This is a genomic window from Thermobifida halotolerans (assembly GCF_003574835.2).
GTDB lineage: Bacteria > Actinomycetota > Actinomycetes > Streptosporangiales > Streptosporangiaceae > Thermobifida > Thermobifida halotolerans.
Genome location: NZ_CP063196.1, coordinates 1,486,132 through 1,502,810, shown reverse-complemented (window position 1 = coordinate 1,502,810; position 16,679 = coordinate 1,486,132). Strand labels below are relative to the sequence as shown.

General features: G+C 70.7%; 21 protein-coding genes, 1 pseudogene and 1 riboswitch. Of the genes and pseudogenes, 7 read left to right on the top strand and 15 right to left on the bottom strand.

The genetic code is table 11. The features are described 5' to 3' along the window. Positions 1–38: 38 nt before the first annotated feature. The 5 genes from NI17_RS06680 to NI17_RS06660 are packed head-to-tail and all read right to left on the bottom strand — an operon-like array spanning position 39 to position 2,821. Positions 39–467, bottom strand: a complete 429-nt coding sequence (locus tag NI17_RS06680; RefSeq protein ID WP_068692880.1) for a hypothetical protein — start codon at positions 465–467, stop codon at positions 39–41. Positions 468–509: 42 nt separating this feature from the next. Further along, complete coding sequence (locus NI17_RS06675; protein ID WP_068692879.1) at positions 510–1,139, bottom strand: hypothetical protein; 630 nt, start codon at positions 1,137–1,139, stop codon at positions 510–512. 37 nt (positions 1,140–1,176) lie between these two features. Beyond that, positions 1,177–1,512, bottom strand: a complete 336-nt coding sequence (locus tag NI17_RS06670; RefSeq protein ID WP_068692878.1) for a hypothetical protein — start codon at positions 1,510–1,512, stop codon at positions 1,177–1,179. 18 nt (positions 1,513–1,530) lie between these two features. After that, positions 1,531–1,962, bottom strand: a complete 432-nt coding sequence (locus NI17_RS06665; protein WP_068692877.1) for a hypothetical protein — start codon at positions 1,960–1,962, stop codon at positions 1,531–1,533. A 31-nt stretch (positions 1,963–1,993) separates the two neighbouring features. Further along, the gene (locus NI17_RS06660; protein ID WP_068692876.1) at positions 1,994–2,821 is read right to left on the bottom strand and encodes a hypothetical protein; all 828 of its coding nucleotides are present in this window, start codon (positions 2,819–2,821) and stop codon (positions 1,994–1,996) included. A gap of 1,166 nt (positions 2,822–3,987) precedes the next feature. Between NI17_RS06660 and NI17_RS06655 the strand changes: the two genes are divergently transcribed. Then, the gene (locus NI17_RS06655; RefSeq protein ID WP_199860124.1) at positions 3,988–4,137 is read left to right on the top strand and encodes a hypothetical protein; all 150 of its coding nucleotides are present in this window, start codon (positions 3,988–3,990) and stop codon (positions 4,135–4,137) included. Between the two features lie 327 nt (positions 4,138–4,464). Here the strand turns inward: NI17_RS06655 and NI17_RS06650 are convergent, their stop codons facing one another. The 7 genes from NI17_RS06650 to NI17_RS06620 form a co-directional block, all read right to left on the bottom strand. Beyond that, a complete protein-coding gene (locus tag NI17_RS06650; protein ID WP_068692875.1) occupies positions 4,465–4,674 on the bottom strand; it encodes a hypothetical protein in 210 nt (69 codons plus the stop codon). 211 nt (positions 4,675–4,885) lie between these two features. Then, positions 4,886–5,767: a 2-hydroxy-3-oxopropionate reductase gene (locus NI17_RS06645; protein ID WP_068692874.1), complete on the bottom strand. Its 882-nt coding sequence runs from the start codon at positions 5,765–5,767 to the stop codon at positions 4,886–4,888. 521 nt (positions 5,768–6,288) lie between these two features. Continuing rightward, entirely contained in the window at positions 6,289–6,777 is a 489-nt protein-coding gene (locus NI17_RS06640) for a YflT domain-containing protein (protein ID WP_068692873.1), read from the bottom strand. A gap of 422 nt (positions 6,778–7,199) precedes the next feature. After that, complete coding sequence (locus NI17_RS06635) at positions 7,200–7,607, bottom strand: hypothetical protein (RefSeq protein WP_068692871.1); 408 nt, start codon at positions 7,605–7,607, stop codon at positions 7,200–7,202. Positions 7,608–7,678: 71 nt separating this feature from the next. After that, positions 7,679–8,125, bottom strand: coding sequence for a hypothetical protein (locus tag NI17_RS06630; protein WP_068692870.1), 447 nt, complete (start codon positions 8,123–8,125; stop codon positions 7,679–7,681). Positions 8,126–8,493: 368 nt separating this feature from the next. Then, positions 8,494–9,201 carry an RraA family protein gene (locus NI17_RS06625; RefSeq protein WP_068692869.1) on the bottom strand — a complete coding sequence of 236 codons (708 nt, stop codon included), beginning with the start codon at positions 9,199–9,201 and terminating at the stop codon, positions 8,494–8,496. Between the two features lie 12 nt (positions 9,202–9,213). Continuing rightward, positions 9,214–10,122, bottom strand: a complete 909-nt coding sequence (locus NI17_RS06620; RefSeq protein WP_068692868.1) for a bifunctional helix-turn-helix transcriptional regulator/GNAT family N-acetyltransferase — start codon at positions 10,120–10,122, stop codon at positions 9,214–9,216. Between the two features lie 147 nt (positions 10,123–10,269). Here NI17_RS06620 and NI17_RS06615 point away from each other — a divergent pair, with 147 nt between their 5' ends. The 3 genes and pseudogenes from NI17_RS06615 (at position 10,270) to NI17_RS24790 (ending at position 11,594) form a co-directional block, all read left to right on the top strand. Continuing rightward, complete coding sequence (locus NI17_RS06615; RefSeq protein WP_068692867.1) at positions 10,270–11,112, top strand: metallophosphoesterase family protein; 843 nt, start codon at positions 10,270–10,272, stop codon at positions 11,110–11,112. A gap of 151 nt (positions 11,113–11,263) precedes the next feature. Then, a pseudogene (locus tag NI17_RS24630) lies at positions 11,264–11,434 on the top strand (mycothiol transferase); the annotation flags it as partial. A gap of 34 nt (positions 11,435–11,468) precedes the next feature. After that, complete coding sequence (locus NI17_RS24790; RefSeq protein WP_455569273.1) at positions 11,469–11,594, top strand: mycothiol transferase; 126 nt, start codon at positions 11,469–11,471, stop codon at positions 11,592–11,594. A 50-nt stretch (positions 11,595–11,644) separates the two neighbouring features. Here NI17_RS24790 and NI17_RS06605 read toward each other — a convergent pair whose 3' ends face one another. Together NI17_RS06605 and NI17_RS06600 are read right to left on the bottom strand one after the other, a co-directional pair. Further along, positions 11,645–11,971, bottom strand: coding sequence for a histone-like nucleoid-structuring protein Lsr2 (locus tag NI17_RS06605; RefSeq protein WP_068692866.1), 327 nt, complete (start codon positions 11,969–11,971; stop codon positions 11,645–11,647). Between the two features lie 408 nt (positions 11,972–12,379). Beyond that, positions 12,380–12,940 (bottom strand): TetR/AcrR family transcriptional regulator, encoded by a 561-nt coding sequence (locus NI17_RS06600; RefSeq protein WP_068692865.1) that lies wholly within the window; start codon positions 12,938–12,940, stop codon positions 12,380–12,382. Positions 12,941–13,012: 72 nt separating this feature from the next. On the opposite strand from NI17_RS06600, the gene NI17_RS06595 reads away from it, so the two are divergent. Further along, the gene (locus NI17_RS06595; protein ID WP_068692864.1) at positions 13,013–14,143 is read left to right on the top strand and encodes an FAD-dependent oxidoreductase; all 1,131 of its coding nucleotides are present in this window, start codon (positions 13,013–13,015) and stop codon (positions 14,141–14,143) included. Positions 14,144–14,164: 21 nt separating this feature from the next. Here NI17_RS06595 and NI17_RS06590 read toward each other — a convergent pair whose 3' ends face one another. Continuing rightward, entirely contained in the window at positions 14,165–14,698 is a 534-nt protein-coding gene (locus tag NI17_RS06590; protein ID WP_234402046.1) for a TetR/AcrR family transcriptional regulator, read from the bottom strand. A gap of 187 nt (positions 14,699–14,885) precedes the next feature. On the opposite strand from NI17_RS06590, the gene NI17_RS06585 reads away from it, so the two are divergent. Both NI17_RS06585 and NI17_RS06580 read left to right on the top strand, forming a co-directional pair. Further along, positions 14,886–16,163 carry an FAD-dependent monooxygenase gene (locus tag NI17_RS06585; protein WP_068692862.1) on the top strand — a complete coding sequence of 426 codons (1,278 nt, stop codon included), beginning with the start codon at positions 14,886–14,888 and terminating at the stop codon, positions 16,161–16,163. A gap of 103 nt (positions 16,164–16,266) precedes the next feature. Beyond that, positions 16,267–16,331: riboswitch (guanidine-III (ykkC-III) riboswitch) on the top strand. 24 nt (positions 16,332–16,355) lie between these two features. Beyond that, complete coding sequence (locus NI17_RS06580; RefSeq protein ID WP_068692861.1) at positions 16,356–16,670, top strand: DMT family transporter; 315 nt, start codon at positions 16,356–16,358, stop codon at positions 16,668–16,670. Positions 16,671–16,679 lie beyond the last annotated feature (9 nt).

Genomic DNA, 16,679 nt, shown 5'->3' with positions numbered 1-16,679 from the left:
CCGTGCTCGGGGGCGGTCCAGCGCCGTGGCGGTTCCGTTCAGAACAGGAGCATGATCGATCCGACGGCGAACACGACGATCCCGAGGGCGCCGATCACCGTGAACGACAGGTCCACGGCGAAGACCAGCCCGCGGACGCGCTTCTCCCTCTCCAGTTCGTCCTCGGGAAGGTCGCGGGGGTCCGCCTTCATACCGGCCGACAGGTCGTCGATGTCCACAGGGCTCGGCGGGGCGGTGTCGGCGCCCTCCGCCGGAGGACCTCCGCTCCCCGTCTCCCGGATTCTCTGCAGAGCGAGTTCGGCACGGGCTTCGAGGGATTTTGCCGCGTCCAGCGCCAGTCTTCTGTTGACCCTGTTCTCGACAGCGGAACGGATCTCCCTCTCGTCACTGTCCCACCACCCGTCGAGTGATCGGAGGACCAGGAAAACGGAGAAGAACAGGATGGCCACCAGCAGCAGAGTGTTCATCTTTCATCCTCGATCAGAGAAGGGGGACGGGGGCGAGCGGACTCAGCGCCCTCGGGAGCGGTCTTCTCTCGTCTGCCTTCCCGGACCGACCTGCCGCCGCTGGTCCGGCTCCTGACCGAGGAGGCGTCTGAGGCTTTCCTGTCCGAGGCTCTCCCTGGAGATCCCCCTGAAGTACTCGTTGTCCAACTCCTGTCTCGACTGCTCGTAGAGAGCGGCGAGTTCCGGTCTGGCCTCTCCGCGGAGACGGGCCAGCTCCTCCCTGACGCCGTCGATGCTCGTCGAGATCTCGCCGATCTCCGCACGGTACTCATTGGTGGACCGAACGGCCTGGATCCATTCCTCATAGGACTCCCTGTAGGTGGAGACCATACCCACGAGGTCGACCGGATCGGTTCCCGCGGGAGCGAGCTGCTCGTTGACGATCCGCTCCGCCTGGCCCAGGATCCCCTCCACCATCCTCGTGGCCCTCTCCACGTCCCCCTGATTATGGAGAACTTCTTCGTAGGCCGAGAAAGCCCGGGCGGTGCTCATCGACCTGCGCTCCTCCGCCAGGACTTTCTCGTTGATCATCCTGTCGACGCTCTCCAGCGTCTCCTTCAGTCTCTTCCTGGTCTCGGCGAACTTCTTCTCCTGCCCCTTGAGGTCCTTGAGAAGTCCTTCTCCGCCCCTCAAGCTCCGCCGCGCCGCCCTGTGCTTGTTCTTCGTCTCCTCAAGGATCTTGGGTACTGGAGTCGAGTTTCTCCCTGATCGACTTCAGCTTGGAACCGTGCTGCTCCCTGAGAGAGGCCATCCTCTTGTTGATCTCGTGCCTCTTCAGGCTCACACCGGTTTCCGGGTCGATATTCTCGTACTGCAGCGTCTCCCTTATCAGCTTCTGGGTCCTCGGGCGGTCCTTCATCGCCCGGTCCTTCTCCTGGGTCATTTTGATGTAGTAGTCGTCGCGGGCTTTCTTGGCCCTCACCCTCGCGATGGCATACGACATCACGGCCATGGAGGCCAGCACTCCGGCCTGCACGTAGGTCACGGTGACACCGAACAACTCCACTGCTTTGGTTCCTTTTCCCTAGGAGAGGACGACCAGCAGGACGGGAATCAGAAGAATCGCCGCGTCCAGCGCCAGGCTTCCCACAGCCCGCCTGGTGAACACGCTGCCCGGATCGACGAAGCGCCGTCCGCTTCCGGCCACCGAGAGAATCTCTCGTCTCGCTTCGGCGCACTCCTCGACGGCTTTTCTCTTCTCCTCCTCCGCCGCGGACAGGTCCTCCGGTCCCACTCCCCCACCGCGGCTGATCTCGTCGAGAACGAGCAGGCGTCCACCGACGCCCAGCAGCGCCATTCGAGCCGAGTGCAGCCTGTGGGCTACCTCCAGCATGTCGCTTCCCCTGTGGCCGCTCATCAACTGGTAGAACCCGAGCCACATGAAAACCAGGCGCAGGACCACCCGCACCGCGAAGACGGCGGCAAAAAACCAGAAGAGAAGGTACACCAGAATCACACTCGCTTTCCTGTCCACCGCTGCGGCGGAGTCACTCCCGCCCGCTTCCCTGATTCCGCTGACCCGGACCGTTCTGCCGGTTCACGGCATTCCTTCTCGTGTTCCTCTCCTCCTGTGCGGGACCGCTCCTCTGGCCGGTCGCCCTCCCGCCCCTACGCTCCTCCTCCGATGACTGTCCCTGATCCGGACTCTGCGTCTGCTGAGCCTCCGGCATCACCTTCCCCACGATTCCCGCGACGGAGTCCGACAGCGACGCCACCTCGCCCTCCAGGGACTTCACCGCTTCGGTCGCGCCTTCCACGCTGACCTTGACGTCCTTCTCCCAGTTCTCCGCGGTCATCTTGACCAGTTCGGCTCTTTCCGCCAGTCTGCTGTAGGGCTCCATCACCTCCTCGATCCTTCCGTAGACCCCGTCGAGGACCATCAACTCAGCCTCCACTCCGGCTATCTTCCTCTCGAACGGGCTGAGCTTGTTGACCTCCCCCTCGAGCTTCTCCTCGTATGCGACCGTGATGACCAACGGGAAGAATCCACCCGCCTCCCCGAGGTCCCGCAACTCGTCGGAGGCGTCCACCCCCGTCTCGATCTCCTCCCTGACCCTGTTGTGGTCGCGTACCGGCATCCTGGTCCGGGTGCCCGGTATGAACTCCGACTCCCTCTTCCTCCAGGGGGCATACCACACCCTCTTCGTCTGCTTCTCCCCTTTTTCGAAGAAATTCCTCAGAGCTTTCTCGTCCCTGGAGTTCCGACGGTTCTCCAGCAAATTTCTTATAATGGGGTAGGAAACGATGACGGCCCCCAGGATCACAACGGGGGCGTTCGCGTTCAGATAGTTCAGGAGGGGGAGAATGGGCGGCAATTCAACGTCCCATGCTTCTCGAAGTGCCGAGCGCCGTCACTGTCACCGAAGACTTCTGCGTCCGGCCACAGGAGAGTCAGAGAGGTCCGGACAGGTCTCGATGGTTCCATATGGCCTAGGACTTCCTGGTTCAGGCTGTTCGGAGCAACCCTATCCCGTTTTCCCGCCGAGCCGCAGGACCAGGTTTCCCGTACCTCGGCGGTACGGCTCCGAGTGGGCGACGAAGCCGTACCGGGCCAGACCTGGAAACCGCTTCTCCGATGTCTTCCGCCATTGTGGAGAGGTACTTCCTCTCGGATTTCCACTGGTGGGGCGGTGGCTCTTCGGCGGCCCGACCAGACCGGTCGGCCGGACGAGAAGGCGCGCCCGGACGAGGAGGGGATGGCTGCTCCGACACCGTCGGAGACCGATGCGGGCTCGGCGCCGCAACTCGGTTCCGCGGTCGCTCTTGTGCGCAGTCGGCGGCGGCAGAGGTCCTGCCATCCAGGACGACCGGGAACCGTCTCGACTGCGCAGGCCGCGCAAGCCCTCCTGGTGCGCGTCGAGGACGGCACGGCGGACAGCCACGTGGAGCCTCTTCGGTGGCCGGGCGGGATTTTGTCCCCTCGCCTCCCACCGGGGTCTCCACGCCCGTTCCGGTGAAACGGCGCCACCTGCCCGACAGTCACTTCCGTCCGCCTCGTCCCCGAAGCTCCGTCGAGGCGGCAATGTGGTGGCCCGGTGCCGCCGCCAGTTCCGTCTCCACCGCGTCGAGGACACGAGGCTCCGCCTCCTTCGACCTCTGCTCGCACACGGGAGTCTGTTCCTTCACCCGAAGGGGCTTTCCGGGTTTCTCGCTCCGTCTCCCAACTGACGGGCGGCGGGCCTGCCGCGGGTGAGGCGGCGGACCATGCCGTTGATCGCCGCCCAACCGCCGCCACGCGCAGCCGGTGCGCACCACGGACAAGACCGCGTCGACGATGTCGCCTCGCGGATGCTTCCCGGGCCGTCCACCGGTGTTCGGCGCCGACGGCACAGCTCGGTCAACACCCACCGGGCATCGGCCAGGTCCGAGGAGTGACGACGCTGGCGCACCACCCGGCCACCACGGACACTCGCGGCTCCGGCGTGGGGCCGGGGTGCCGCCCCTCACCGGCACGGCCGAACAACCCACCCATGCTCGGGGGATGACGACTCAGCGGATGGACGACGTCGGCATCGTCGTCAACGGCCTGGAGGCCGCTGCCGCGTTCTTCGCCGAACTCGGCCCGGAACTGGAGGACAGGGGGCGGGTCGGGGGATGGTGGGCTCGGGGGGACGCCTCGACCGCCCGCTGACAACCGGGGGCGTCCCACTCCGAAGGATTCCGTGGAATGCCTCGACCTGGTCGGGCTGTGCACAGCGGATTCGCACTCCCAAGCAACCGGAGGAGCTCCTCGGTCCCCGTGCGGCCGATGCTTCACGCGTTCCAGTCACACAGCCCCACGCGAACTCCGTCACCGGAGTTCAGTCTGCGCCCCGCGACGTGGGGCCTGCGTTCCCCCCCGGGGAGAACAACTGACCCGACCCAGAAGCGGGAACAGGAAGAAGTGCGACAGGACTCGCAAAGGCAACCACCCGCGGCCACCGTCGGAATGATCCTTCCTCCCCAATCCCACGGGGCTTCAGAAGAGAACGAGGAGGGCAACCAGACCCAGGACGAGGACGTCGAAGGCCAGGCTTCCCATGGCTTTCCTGGTGGATACGCTCCGAGAATCGCAGAGACGGCGCCCGCTCTCCGCCACCTTCCGGATCTCACGTGTCGCACCGGCACACTGCTCGGACACCCTGGCACCGGCCTCGTCGACCGTGATCCGCTCGGGATGTGCGACCACCACTCCTCTCTGTGGCCGAACCGGCGCAGGAGGAGCAGACACCTCTTTGCGTCTATCGGCTTCGCTCTGGCGGAGTGCAGCACTTCACTGATCTCCAGCAGACCACTGCCGTCACCCGCACTCATCGGCTGGTGGTATCCGGAGGCGACCGCGGTGTCCACCACGGCTGTCCTGTCGTCGACTGGAGCCGTGGCCGCCTCCGGAGAGTGGATCAGGACCGGCGGCCCGAGAGCCGGGCGATGGTGCGAAAGAGCGCGGAGTGGTCGAGGTCGCCGTCGCCGTTCGCGCGGGCCGCGGCCATGAGCTGGGCCGCGGTGGCGCCGAGCGGGATGGCCACACCGGCCTCGCGGGCGGCGGAGGTGACGATGCCGAGGTCCTTGTGGTGCAGGTCGAGGCGGAATCCCGGCTCGAAGGAGCGGTCGAGCATGTTGGCGGCCTTGTGGTCCATGATGGCGGAGGCCGCGAGCCCGCCGCTCAGAACCCGGATCGCGGCCTCGGTGTCCACCCCGTAGGCCTCCAGGAAGACGATCGCCTCGGCCAGCACGCCGATGGCGCCCGCCACGATGAGCTGGTTGGCGGCCTTGACGGTCTGGCCGGAACCGCTGGGGCCGACGTGCACGATGGTGCTGCCGACGACGTCGAGGACGGGCCGGGCCGCGGCGAAGTCCTCCTCGGTGCCGCCGACCATGATGGACAGTGCGGCGTTGCGGGCGCCCGCCTCGCCGCCGGAGACCGGGGCGTCGACCATGCGCAGGCCCTTGTCCCGGGCCTGTGCGGCGAGTTCGGCGGTGGCGTCGGGGCGGATGGTGGAGAAGTCGATGACGAGGGTGCCGGGCCCGGCGGTCTCGAAGACCCCTGCCTCACCGGTGAGGATCTCGGTGACGTCGGGGGTGTCGGTGACCATGAGCGCGACGACGTCAACGTCGGCGACGGCCTCGGCGACGCTCGCCGCCGCGGTTCCACCCGCCTCGACCAGCGGTCCGGTCTTGGCGCGGGTGCGGTTGTAGCCGATGACCTGGTTTCCGGCGTTCTGCAGGTGGACGGCCATGGGACTGCCCATGATGCCCAGTCCGATGAAGGCGATGCGGGTCACGGTTGCGGTCTTCCTCTCCGGGGAGTCGACGTCGGCCCGGCCGGGGCCGCCAGAACTCGGCACCGTCGAATCCGGCCGCTCCGGCCACCGCGGGGCGTCCGAGGAGGGGCAGGTCCGTCAGCAGGACCGAGCGGTTGACGGCGTACGGAGCAGTCGGAGCAGCCATTCGGTTTCCATTTTGCGGAAGTGGCGTTCTCTTCTGGTCCCCGGCCGGACCGGGGCGGTCACCATCCGACCATCCCACACCCGAAGCCCCACTCCCCCCCGGAGACGGAGCGGGGCGGCGCTCCGCCCGCCCCTCCAGCGATTCCGCTTTCCGAAGGACCGCTCTGCTCGGTGGCGGCAGCGTGGGACCTGTTCTCGGCTCCCGCTCCGTCGGCGGCGCCGGACCCCTCGCCCCGGAGGAGCCGCGCGTTCGACCTCCGGGAGGAGCAGCGCCGGACCCACCGCCTACCGCTGACCCTCCCCGCTCTCCCGGGCGCGCCCGGGAGGTGGTGCCGCCGTGCGACGCGGCGGCGGTCCTACAGATTGGCCTCCTGGCGGAAGCGCTCCGCCTCTCCGGCGTGGGAGGCGTCGACGTAGACGTCGTAGCGCTCCGCCTGCAGGGTGTGGACACTGGAGAAGTCGCGCTGGCCCCGGGTCGCCCAGTGGGCGACGAAACCGAAGATCGCGCCCCAGAGCGCACCGACGGCCACGCTGACCAGGAGCACCCACAGCCACGCCGGACCGACCGCGAACAGGCCGAACAGCAGGCCGATGAACAGGCCGAACCAGGCGCCGGCCCCGGCTCCGACCAGCGCGGCCCTGCCCTTGGTCATCCGTCCGGTGACCTGCTCCACCGTGCGCACGCCGTCGCCGATGATGCGCAGGTGCTCCACGGGGAATCCCTGGTCGGACATCTCGTCCACCAGCCGCTGGGCGTCGACGTAGGTGGGAAAACTCGCGACCAGCCGCTGCCCCCGCTGGGCGGGAACACCACCGGTCGGAGCGCCGAACTCGGGACCGTTCATGACTGCCTCCGTGCGTCTGTCGTGTCGGCGTGCCACTCCGGGGGTCGAAGAGCGGCGCCGCGGATTCTCTGGCACGGCTTCCCGGAGGAGGCCCGTCCAATCGCGAGGCCCGTCGCCCGCACGCCACCCCGCACGTCCGTCAACGTCAGGTTGGCGCTCCGGTTTCGTCAACCTGAGGTTGACGCATGGCAGATCCCGTTCGCATGGACCAGCCCGTCCGACTCGACGACCTGATCGAGACCGTCACCAAGACCCACTCCACCCCCTCGACCGGCGCTCCGGCGCGGTCATCGTCGGCGAACACCTCGGTGAGGTCGCCGACCACCTCATCGGCCACTTCGTGGACCAGGGCCGTCCGGAACGCGGTGACGGCCGCCCGCGGCGACCCCCGGGTCCTCTGGCCACGAGCAGCGGAACAGCCCTCAGACGAGGGCGGCGACCGCCCCGACAACCGAGGCGGCCATCCCGATGACGGCGAGCACGGCAAACGAGACGTCCACCACGAAGACGGCCCTGCGCGCCCGCAGGTCCGGTTGGATCTCGTCGTCGGAGAGTCCGGTCTCCTGCACCAGTCCCAATTCGTCCAGCTCCCTCCTCCGCTCGGGGGAGAGCCCCGGCTCCTCCCTACCCGTCCCCGGCTCGACGGCCTTGGCCTCCTCCGCGAGGATCTCCGCCATCCTCAGCACCCGCCGCCGGTCGATTCTGTTCGCGGCGAAACCCCGGGCGGTGCTTCTGGGATCACTCCACAGCCCCTCCAGCGAGTAGACAAGGGTGGCCCCCGAAAGGACGAAGACCCCGAGCAGAATCACCGGAAGCGATACCGTGTCCATTCCTGTCCCTTGGTCGACGGGTCTTCGCGGTCATGCCGCATCACGTCCCGCCCCCTTCTCTCCCCGCCCCGCTACGCGGGAGGCAGAGGGGAGAAGAGCAGCAGAACCACGAGATTCGCCAGCAGGCTGAGCAGGACCGTTCTGTTGAGCACCCTTCGGGTGTGGACGAAGCGGCGCCCGTTCTCCGCGACCGTCAGGGCCTCACGTGTCGCTTCGGCGCACTGCGCGAGGAGCGTCGACCGCGTCTCGTGGAAGTCGGAGGCCGCCGCGGACCTCCCGCCGCCGCGGTGGGTTCGCCAGCCGATCAGGTACAGGGACTCCAGGTTCCTCCGCGCTTCCCACAGCTTCCTCCGCGCCGAGAACAACGTGTCATGGATCGCGAAGACCGCGAACCGGCCGTACCGCCTCTGGCACTCGTAGTCGTAGTGCCCTGCCCGGATGAGGACCAGGCGCGTCACGATTCGGAGCGCGAACAGGACGGAGAAGAAACAGAGGAGATACCAGAAGAGGAGATGCACGGTCGCCTCCCGCCCATTTCGGGAATCCCATAGTAGTGGACTCGCGTTCGGTTGCCGATCCGGTGGGAGAACCCCGTGACCGCGTGCGGCGGTTCCGTTTTCCGAAAGGACCGCAAAGGCGCGTCTCTCCCTCCGTTTCCCGTGGACGTCCTTTTCCGGATCGGGTACACCGTCTCGGCCGGGTGGCGGCGGCCGCGGTGGGGCCGGGTGCCGGAGAAACCGGATGACCGCCACGGCGCCGCCCCCTGCGCTCTACGGCATGGCCGTCCCGGCAGGCCAGGAGATCACCGGGACCGGGCTGACCGTCGTCGATTCGGCCGCGGGACGGCGCCTGGACCGCCGCCGCACAGTGGTGACGCCCCGGACCGTCACTCCTCGACGGCTCCGCCCACGGCGCGCAGGTGGTCGCGGAAGGTGAGGGAGGGCTCCTCGCGGCGCCGGGCGAGGTAGTCGGCGAAACGCACCTGGGCGCGCAGGGAGACGCCTTCGCGGATGCGGTCGGCCTGGCGGCGCTCGGTGTCGCGGATCGCCTCCGCCAGGGTGAGGAGCTCCTCGGCGCGGTCGGCCGGGACGAACAGCACGCCGTCGTCGTCGCCCAGGACCAGGTCGGTGCGGTCCACGGTCCACTCCCCCACGGTGGCGCGCTCCAGGGCGTCGGGAGGCTGGGGGTCGAGTCGCTGCGGGCCGGTGGGCAGCGACCCCATGCTGAAGACCGGCAGGCCGATCGCGCGGATGTCGGCGGTGTCGCGGTGCAGCCCCCAGATGGCCACCCCGGTGAGTCCGGCGGCGCGGGCCTCCAGGACCACCAGGTCGCCGACGCAGCTCTCGTCGAGCCGCCCGCCGTTGTCGACCACCAGCACGTCGCCGGGTCCGGCGTGCTCGAACGCCTCCAGGAACACGTCGACGCTGCCGGCGTGCCGCGCCGGGGCCACCCGCCCGGCCAGGCGGTCGCCGGGGTTCGCGGCCCGCAGGGCGGCGGGCGCGCAGCGCACCGGGACGCGGGCGCGCAGGCACGCGTCCGCCAGGTGGGCGGTGGTCAGCGTCGCGAACCGCCGTCGCAGCCTCTCGGGATCCATTCGGCTTCCTCTCTACTCGCTTCGTCGGGAACTGTCGGGAGCAAGGGACTTGTCGAACCAGTGGTCGGCGTAGGGCTCGTCGTTGAACGCGGCCACCTCGCGGTATCCGGCCGCGCGGTAGAGCCCGACCGCCTCGACCAGGGCGCGGTTGGTCTCCAGGCGCAGGGTGTGGACGCCGTGGGCGGCCGCGCGGGACTCGAGTTCGGCGAGCAGCCGCCGCCCCAGTCCCAGTCCGCGCACGGCGGGGGCGGTCCACATGCGTTTGACCTCCGCGTGGCCGTCCGGGTGGAGTTTGAGCGCGCCGCAGCCGACGGGGTCGCCGTGCAGGGTGGCGACCAGCAGCAGCCCGGCGGGCGGGGTCAGCTCCTCGTCGTCGGCGGAGATGCTGCGGGCGGGGTCGAAGCCGTGGTCGAACCGGCGCGCCAGTTCGGCGAAGTAGGAGCGCAGGCAGTGGCGGGCGTGCGGGTGGCGCGGGTCGGTGACGGCGACGTCGACCATGGAGGCGAGGAGGAGGCGCTCGACCTCGGCCATGGCGGAGACCAGCCGGGCGCGCTGGCGGCCGTTGAGCGGGCGGAGGATCGAGGCGGCCAGTTCGTCGGAGAGCCGGTCCAGTTCGGCCCGCTCCGCGCGGCCCGCCGGGGTGAGCCGCGCCCGGCGCACCCGGCCGTCGGCGCGGTCCGGTTCGACCACGACGAGTCCGTCGGCCCGCAGGGCGCCGAGCAGTCGGCTCAGGTGGCCGGAGTCCAGGTCCAGGCGGGAGCGGAGGGCGCGCACCTCGCGTCCCTCGGGTCCGATCTCCCACAGCACGCGGGCCTGCCCGAGGGGGCGGCCGCGGGAGAGGTAGGCGTCGTCGAGGGCGCCGATTCGCTGGGTGACGGTCCGGTTGAACCGCCGCACCTGTTCGATCAGTGCGACATCCATTCTCTGACCTTAGTCAGAGGTTTTCGGAAACGCCAGTCCCGCGGGGCAAGTCGCGTCCGTGCCGTCGGGGGTCGCTTGTTATCCTGCGCCGGGACCGTTCCCGGAACGCGGGGCGGAGCGACGAGACAGGAGCGCGGTGACGTCGACATGAGCCGTTCCCCCCGCCTGCTGGCAGTGAGCGACCTGCACGTCTCCTACGCCGAGAACCGGGGGATCGCCGAGTCGCTGCGGCCCGGCTCGGACGCCGACTGGCTGCTGGTGGTCGGGGACGTCGCCGAGAAGGCGGACGACGTCGCGCGGACGCTGCGGACGCTGGCCGCGCGCTTCGCGAAGGTGGTGTGGACGCCGGGCAACCACGAACTGTGGACGCCCCGCGGCGATCCGGACGGGCCGCGCGGGGTGGCCCGCTACGAGCACCTGGTGGGGCTGTGCCGGAGCCTCGGCGTGGTGACGCCGGAGGACCCCTATCCGATCTGGGAGGGCGACGGCGGCCCGGTCACCGTGGCCCCGCTGTTCACACTGTACGACTACTCGTTCCATCCGCCGGGGACCTCCTCCAAGGAGGAGGGGCTGGCCCGCGCCTACGAGACCGGCGTGGTGTGCACCGACGAGTTCCTGCTGCACCCCGATCCGTACCCCTCCCGGGAGGCGTGGTGCCACGCGCGGCTGGCCTACACCGAGCGGCGCCTGGCCGAGGTCGCGCACGAGCGGCCGACGGTGCTGGTCGACCACTATCCGCTGGTGCGCGATCCCACGCGGATCCTGCGCCATCCCGAGTTCGCGCAGTGGTGCGGAACCGAGCGCACCGCCGACTGGCACCTCAGGTTCAACGCCGTCGCCGTGGTCTACGGCCACCTGCACATCCCCCGCATCACCCGCCACGACGGGGTCCGTTTCCAGGAGGTCTCGGTCGGCTACCCGCGGGAGTGGCGGCGGCGTCCCCGCCCCGCCGACTGGTTGAGCACGGTGCTGCCCGCGCCTGACGCGTGAGGTCCGGCGGCCGCCCCGGTCCTGTGTGGCACGGGGGAACCGGCCGGATACGCCCGCTGTCGCGGACAGAAAGCGACCGCACCAGTGTCCGGGTTCGGTGGTGTTCCCCGGTCCGGACGGGACCGGCGGCGCCACGACGAGAGGAACCGACATGCCGCCCCTGGTACGTGAGGTCACCGACGAACGCGGCGCGCTGCTCTCCTTCCTCGACGAGCATCGGGCGGCGGTGCGGCGGGCGGTGCGCGGACTCACCGACGCGCGGGCCCGGTCGCACCCCAACGCCAGCGAACTCACCCCGGCCCGGCTGGTCGAGCACCACCGGGTCGCCGAACTGGTCGCCGGGGAGTCCGTGCCGGATCCTGCTGCACCTGGTCGGGGAGGCCGCCCGCCACGCCGGACACGCCGACATCGTCGGCGAGTCCCTGGACGGGGCCACCTCCTACGCGCTGGTCACCGCCGAACGGGGCGGGAGCGGACGGTGAGCGGCCCGGTGGCCTGACCGTCGGGATCGGGCGCGTCCCGGTCCCGGCGGTCAGCGCTGGGCGGCGTGGTACTCGTCGATGATCGCCTGGGAGATGCGTCCCCGGTCGCTGACCGGCCTGCCCTGGGCCCTGGCCCAGGCCCGGATGTCGGCGCTCCGGTCCCGCGCGGACCCGGTGCGTCCGGCGGTCGGGCCGCGCCGGGTTGCAGCCTTGCGGGCGACGGTGACGAAGGGGGCGAGCGCCTCGCGGAGCCGGGCGGCGTTGGCGTCGCTGAGGTCGATCTCGTAGGCGAAACCGTCGAGACCGAACGAGACGGTCTGTCCGGCCTCACCTCCGTCAATGTCGTCAACGAGAAGCACCCGGGCCTTTCGCGCCATGGCGGTTCTCCGTTCATCTGGAGGAGTGACGTTGCAATTGCGGCCAATCTATCCGAACCCTTCTTCTCCCGAGGCGCCATTTCCGGGAGTCCACCGTGTTCTGCGTCACTTTGCCTGTCCTCGCGTTAAGGAGTGCACAAAACAGCAGACGATCCCCGCAGGAAAATACAGATCCCCGCTTTTCCCGGCCCCTCCCCCTCCGCACCCGGCAGGAGCGCGCGCCTTCTCTCGCGGCCCGGCGCCCACGGGGCCGCCTCCCCCGGGTACGGGAAACACCCGGCCTCCCGGCCGAACCGGTGCCGAAAGCCGGTCCCGCGCACTTCCGGGGATTCGAGCAGAAGACACGCGGCCGCAAAAGCCGACCGCTTCGGACCGGGGCCGGTCGACGCTTTCCACAAAGCGTTTCGGTCAGCCGAGCATTCCTCTCAGCAGTTCGCGCAGACCGGTCCGCAGGTCCTCCGGAGTCGGCTCGGCTCCCGCTCCGGCGACCGCGTCGAACAGCAGTCCCTCCACGAAGGCCACGAGCCGGTGGCCGTGCCGCACGGGGTCGGAGGAGCCCGCGGCGGCGAGCACGGCGGCGGCGGCCTCCCGGAAGCGCCGCCCGGCGCGGTCGTAGATCTCCCGCAGTTCGGGGCGGCGGGTGGCCTCCAGCGCCAGTTCGTAGCGGGCGACGGTGCGGTCGTGTCCGGCGGTGAGCTGCAGGTGTGCCAGACGCGCCAGCAGTTCGGCGAGCGTGTCGGCGTCGACGGGCGGGCCGTCGGCCAGCAGCGGGGTGAGCAGGGCCGCCTCCCGCTCGGTGAGGTGGGCCAGGGTCAGCTCCAGCAGGGCGGCCCGGGTGCGGGCCAGGTTGGAGGTGGATCCGGGCGGCAGGCCCGCCGCCTCGTCCACCGCGCGGTGCGTGAGTCCGCGCATCCCCCGTTCGACCAGCAGGGCGATGGCCGCCTCCGCGATGACCTCGGCTCGTCTCACGGTCGAATACTACAGTTGCAGTGTCACTACTTCTGTAGTAGTTTTCACTACGTTCGTAGTGAAGGAGGGGGCATGTCCCACGCGGTGGTGATCGGCGGCGGAGTCGGCGGACTGGCGGCGGCGCTGGCGCTGCAGCGGAGAGGCTGGACGGTGACCGTCTGCGAACGGGCTCCCTCACTGGACCCCGTCGGCGCGGGGCTGGCCGTGGCGGCCAACGCGCTGAAGGCCCTGGACGTTCTCGGCGTCGGTGACGCGGTGCGCGAACTGTCCGCGGTCAGGGGGCAGGCGGGGATCAGGAGGCGGGACGGACGCTGGCTGGTCCGCGTCTGCGCGGAGCGTGCCGCCGCGCGCCACGGCGACCCGCCCGTGCCGCTGACCCGCGCCGCCCTCGTCGGCCTGCTCGCCGAACGCCTCACCCCCGGCACGCTGCGGCCGGGCACCACGGTGCACTCCGCCGATCCGGACAGCGGGCGGGTGACCACCAGCGCGGGCGACCTCGACGCCGACCTGGTGGTGGCGGCCGACGGCATCCACTCCGCGATCCGCCGGGCCCTGTTCCCCGACCACCCCGGTCCCGCCTACGCGGGCGTGACGAGCTGGCGCATGCTGGTTCCGCGCGACGGCCTGCCGTGCCCGGCGGCCGAGAGCTGGGGCGCGGGCCGGGTCTTCGGCGTGCTGCCACTCGCGGGGGACCTGGTGTACTGCTACGGCACCGACACCGTGCCCGCGGGCGGCCGCAGCGCGGACGAGCGGGCCGAACTGCTCCGGCTGTTCGGGGACTGGCACGACCCGATCCCCCGGCTGCTGGAGGCCGCCGACCCGGCGCGCATCCTGCGCACCGACGTGTACTCGCTGTCCCGGCCGCTGCCCGCCTTCCACCGGGGCAGGATCGCGCTGCTCGGCGACGCCGCGCACGCCATGACCCCCTACCTCGGACAGGGGGCGTGCCAGGCGGTCGAGGACGCGGTCGTCCTCGCCCACCTGGCCGACCGGCCGGACGGCCCGGCCGCCTACACCGCCGCCCGGCTGCCCCGGACCACGCGGATCGTGCGCCGCTCCGCCTCGGTGTGCCGGGCCACGAAGGCGCGCCACCCGCTGGCGGTCCGGCTGCGCGACACGGCGATGGCGCTGGGCGGGCGGCTCGATCCGGACCTGCTGCTCACCGCCACGGACGGGATACTGGGCTGGCGGCCCCCGACCTGACGGCGGCCCCGGGCCGGAGGGTCAGGGCGTCAGCGCGCGGTGGGCGGCGTCGACGGCGGCGGCGCGGACCTCGGCGACGTGGTCTGCGGCGAGGAGGAGCGCGGCGTCCTGCAGGCCGCCCAGGGCGACCGTGACGCGGGCGGCGTCCCCCGGGGCGGCGTCGGGGCCGACCAGAACGGACTGGACCCGGCCGCGCCAGCGGAAGATCTCGGGTACCAGGTCGAGTTGGCCCAGCGCGCCGATGTCGTTGATCAGCACCATGAACACCGTGCGGTTGCGGGCGATGACGTCGAAGTAGTCGGCCAGGAACCGGCGCGGGTCGGTCCCGCCCGCCCGCTCCACCGCGTCGAGCAGCGCGGCGACGTCGTCGACCATCGGCTGCACCAGTTCGCGCAGCAGGTCCACCTTGGACGGGAAGTGGTAGTACAGCGCGGCCTTGGTGATACCGAGGCGCTCGGCGATCTCGCGCAGGCTGGTCTTCTCGTACCCCTTCTCGGAGAAGAGCTCCAGGGCGACCGCGCGGATCTGCGCCCGGGTGTCGGTCTGCTGCCTCACCACGCCCGTTCCTCCTCGTCTGCGGTCCGGCCGGGACCAACCCTATCGCAGACCGGCCGGCCGGTAATTTACTTGCCGCCCGGCAAGGAGATCTCCTACGCTGGATGGGGAGCGGTCCACGGCGCGGGCCGCGCGACCACCCGGCCGCGCCCGCCGTGGACACCACGCCCGAGAAGAAGGCGGACCCTTGACCTCCACCGACCGCACCATCCTCGTCTCCGGCGCGAGCATCGCCGGTCCCGCCCTGGCCTACTGGCTGCGCCGACTCGGCTTCACCCCCACCGTCGTCGAGCGCGCCCCACGGCTGCGCGACGGCGGCTACGCCATCGACGTCCGCGGCGCCGCCGTCGAGGTCGCCGACCGGATGGGCCTGCTGCCGCAGATCCGCCGCGCCCGCACCGGCATGCGCGCCCTATCCGTGGTGGGCGCCGACGGACACCGCCGCGCCACCCTCGACGTCGCCCGACTGGGCGACGACACCGCCGCCAGGGACGCCGAACTGATGCGCGGCCACCTCAGCCGCATCCTGTACGCCGCGACCGAGCACGACGTCGAGTACGTCTTCGACGACTCGGTCACCGCACTGGAGGAGACCCCCGACGGCGTGCACGTCACCTTCGAGAACGCCGCACCGCGCACCTTCGGCCTCGTGGTCGGCGCGGACGGCCTGCACTCCACCGTCCGCCGGATCGCCTTCGGCCCCGAGGAGCGCTTCCGCCGCGACCTGGGAAACTACATCTCCATCTTCGGCGTGCCCAACCACCTGGGCCTGGACCGCGAGGCGATGCTGCACAACACCCCGGGGCGGCTCGCCGGCCTCTACAGCGCCGCACCCCACACCGGCCGCGTCGAACCACCGGGCCCCGGCGAGGAGACCGCCGCGGGACCGAACCCGAGGGCCCAGGCGATCCTCGCGTTCTCCTCCCGCCGGGAGATCCCCTTCGACCACCGCGACACCGCCGCCCACAAGCAGATCCTGCGCACCGTCTTCGCCGACGTGGGCTGGGAGGCGCCGCGGCTGCTGCGGCACCTGGCGGACACCACGGACTTCTACTTCGACTCCATCAGCCAGATCCGCATGGACCACTGGTCGCGGGGGCGCACGGTACTCGTCGGCGACGCCGCGCACTGCCCCTCACCGCTGTCGGGACAGGGCACCAGTCTGGCGCTGGTGGGCGCCTACGTGCTCGCGTGCGAACTCGCCGCGGCCGACGGCGACCACCGCGCCGCGTTCACCCGCTACGAGCAGCGGATGCGCGGCTACGTGGCGCAGAACCAGGCGCTGGTCTCCTCCGGGGGAGGCATCCTCGTCCCCGCCACCCGCGCCCGCATCTGGCTGCGCGACCAGATGATGCGCCTGGCCGCACTGCTTCCGGTCGTCGCCCGACTCGGCGGCGGCATCCAGCGCGCCGCCAACGCCGTCGAACTGCCCGACCACCGCGTCCTGGAGGGCCACGCCTCCTGACACCGGCGGCGCCCGCCACCGGCCGCCCGACTCGTTCCCCACCGGGCAGCCGGCAGCCGGAGCGGAAACCACGGCCCGCGCGGCCCCGTTAGTCTCTATGGCGGCGAGGTCGTGGGCCTCGGCCCCGGACGAGGTGCGCCGTACCCGGTCAGGACAAGACGGCGCGGCACTTCCTGCGATTCGGAGGCGGAGATGGCCTGGCTTCTTCTTGTCCTGTCGGGACTGCTGGAAACCGTGTGGGCGGTGGCGCTGGACGCGTCGCGCGGGTTCACCCGGCTGTGGCCCACGGTGGTCTTCCTCGTCGGCATGGTGCTGAGCATGGGCGGCCTGGCGTTGGCGCTGCGCTCCATCCCTGTGGGCACCGGCTACGCGGTGTGGGTGGGCGTCGGCGCGGTGGGCACCGCCGTCGTCGGCATGGTGTGGCTCGGCGAGGCGGTGAGCGTGGCGCGGATCTGCTGCCTGCTGCTCATCGTCAGCGGCATCGTCGGCCTCAAACTGCTGCACTGACCGCGGGGC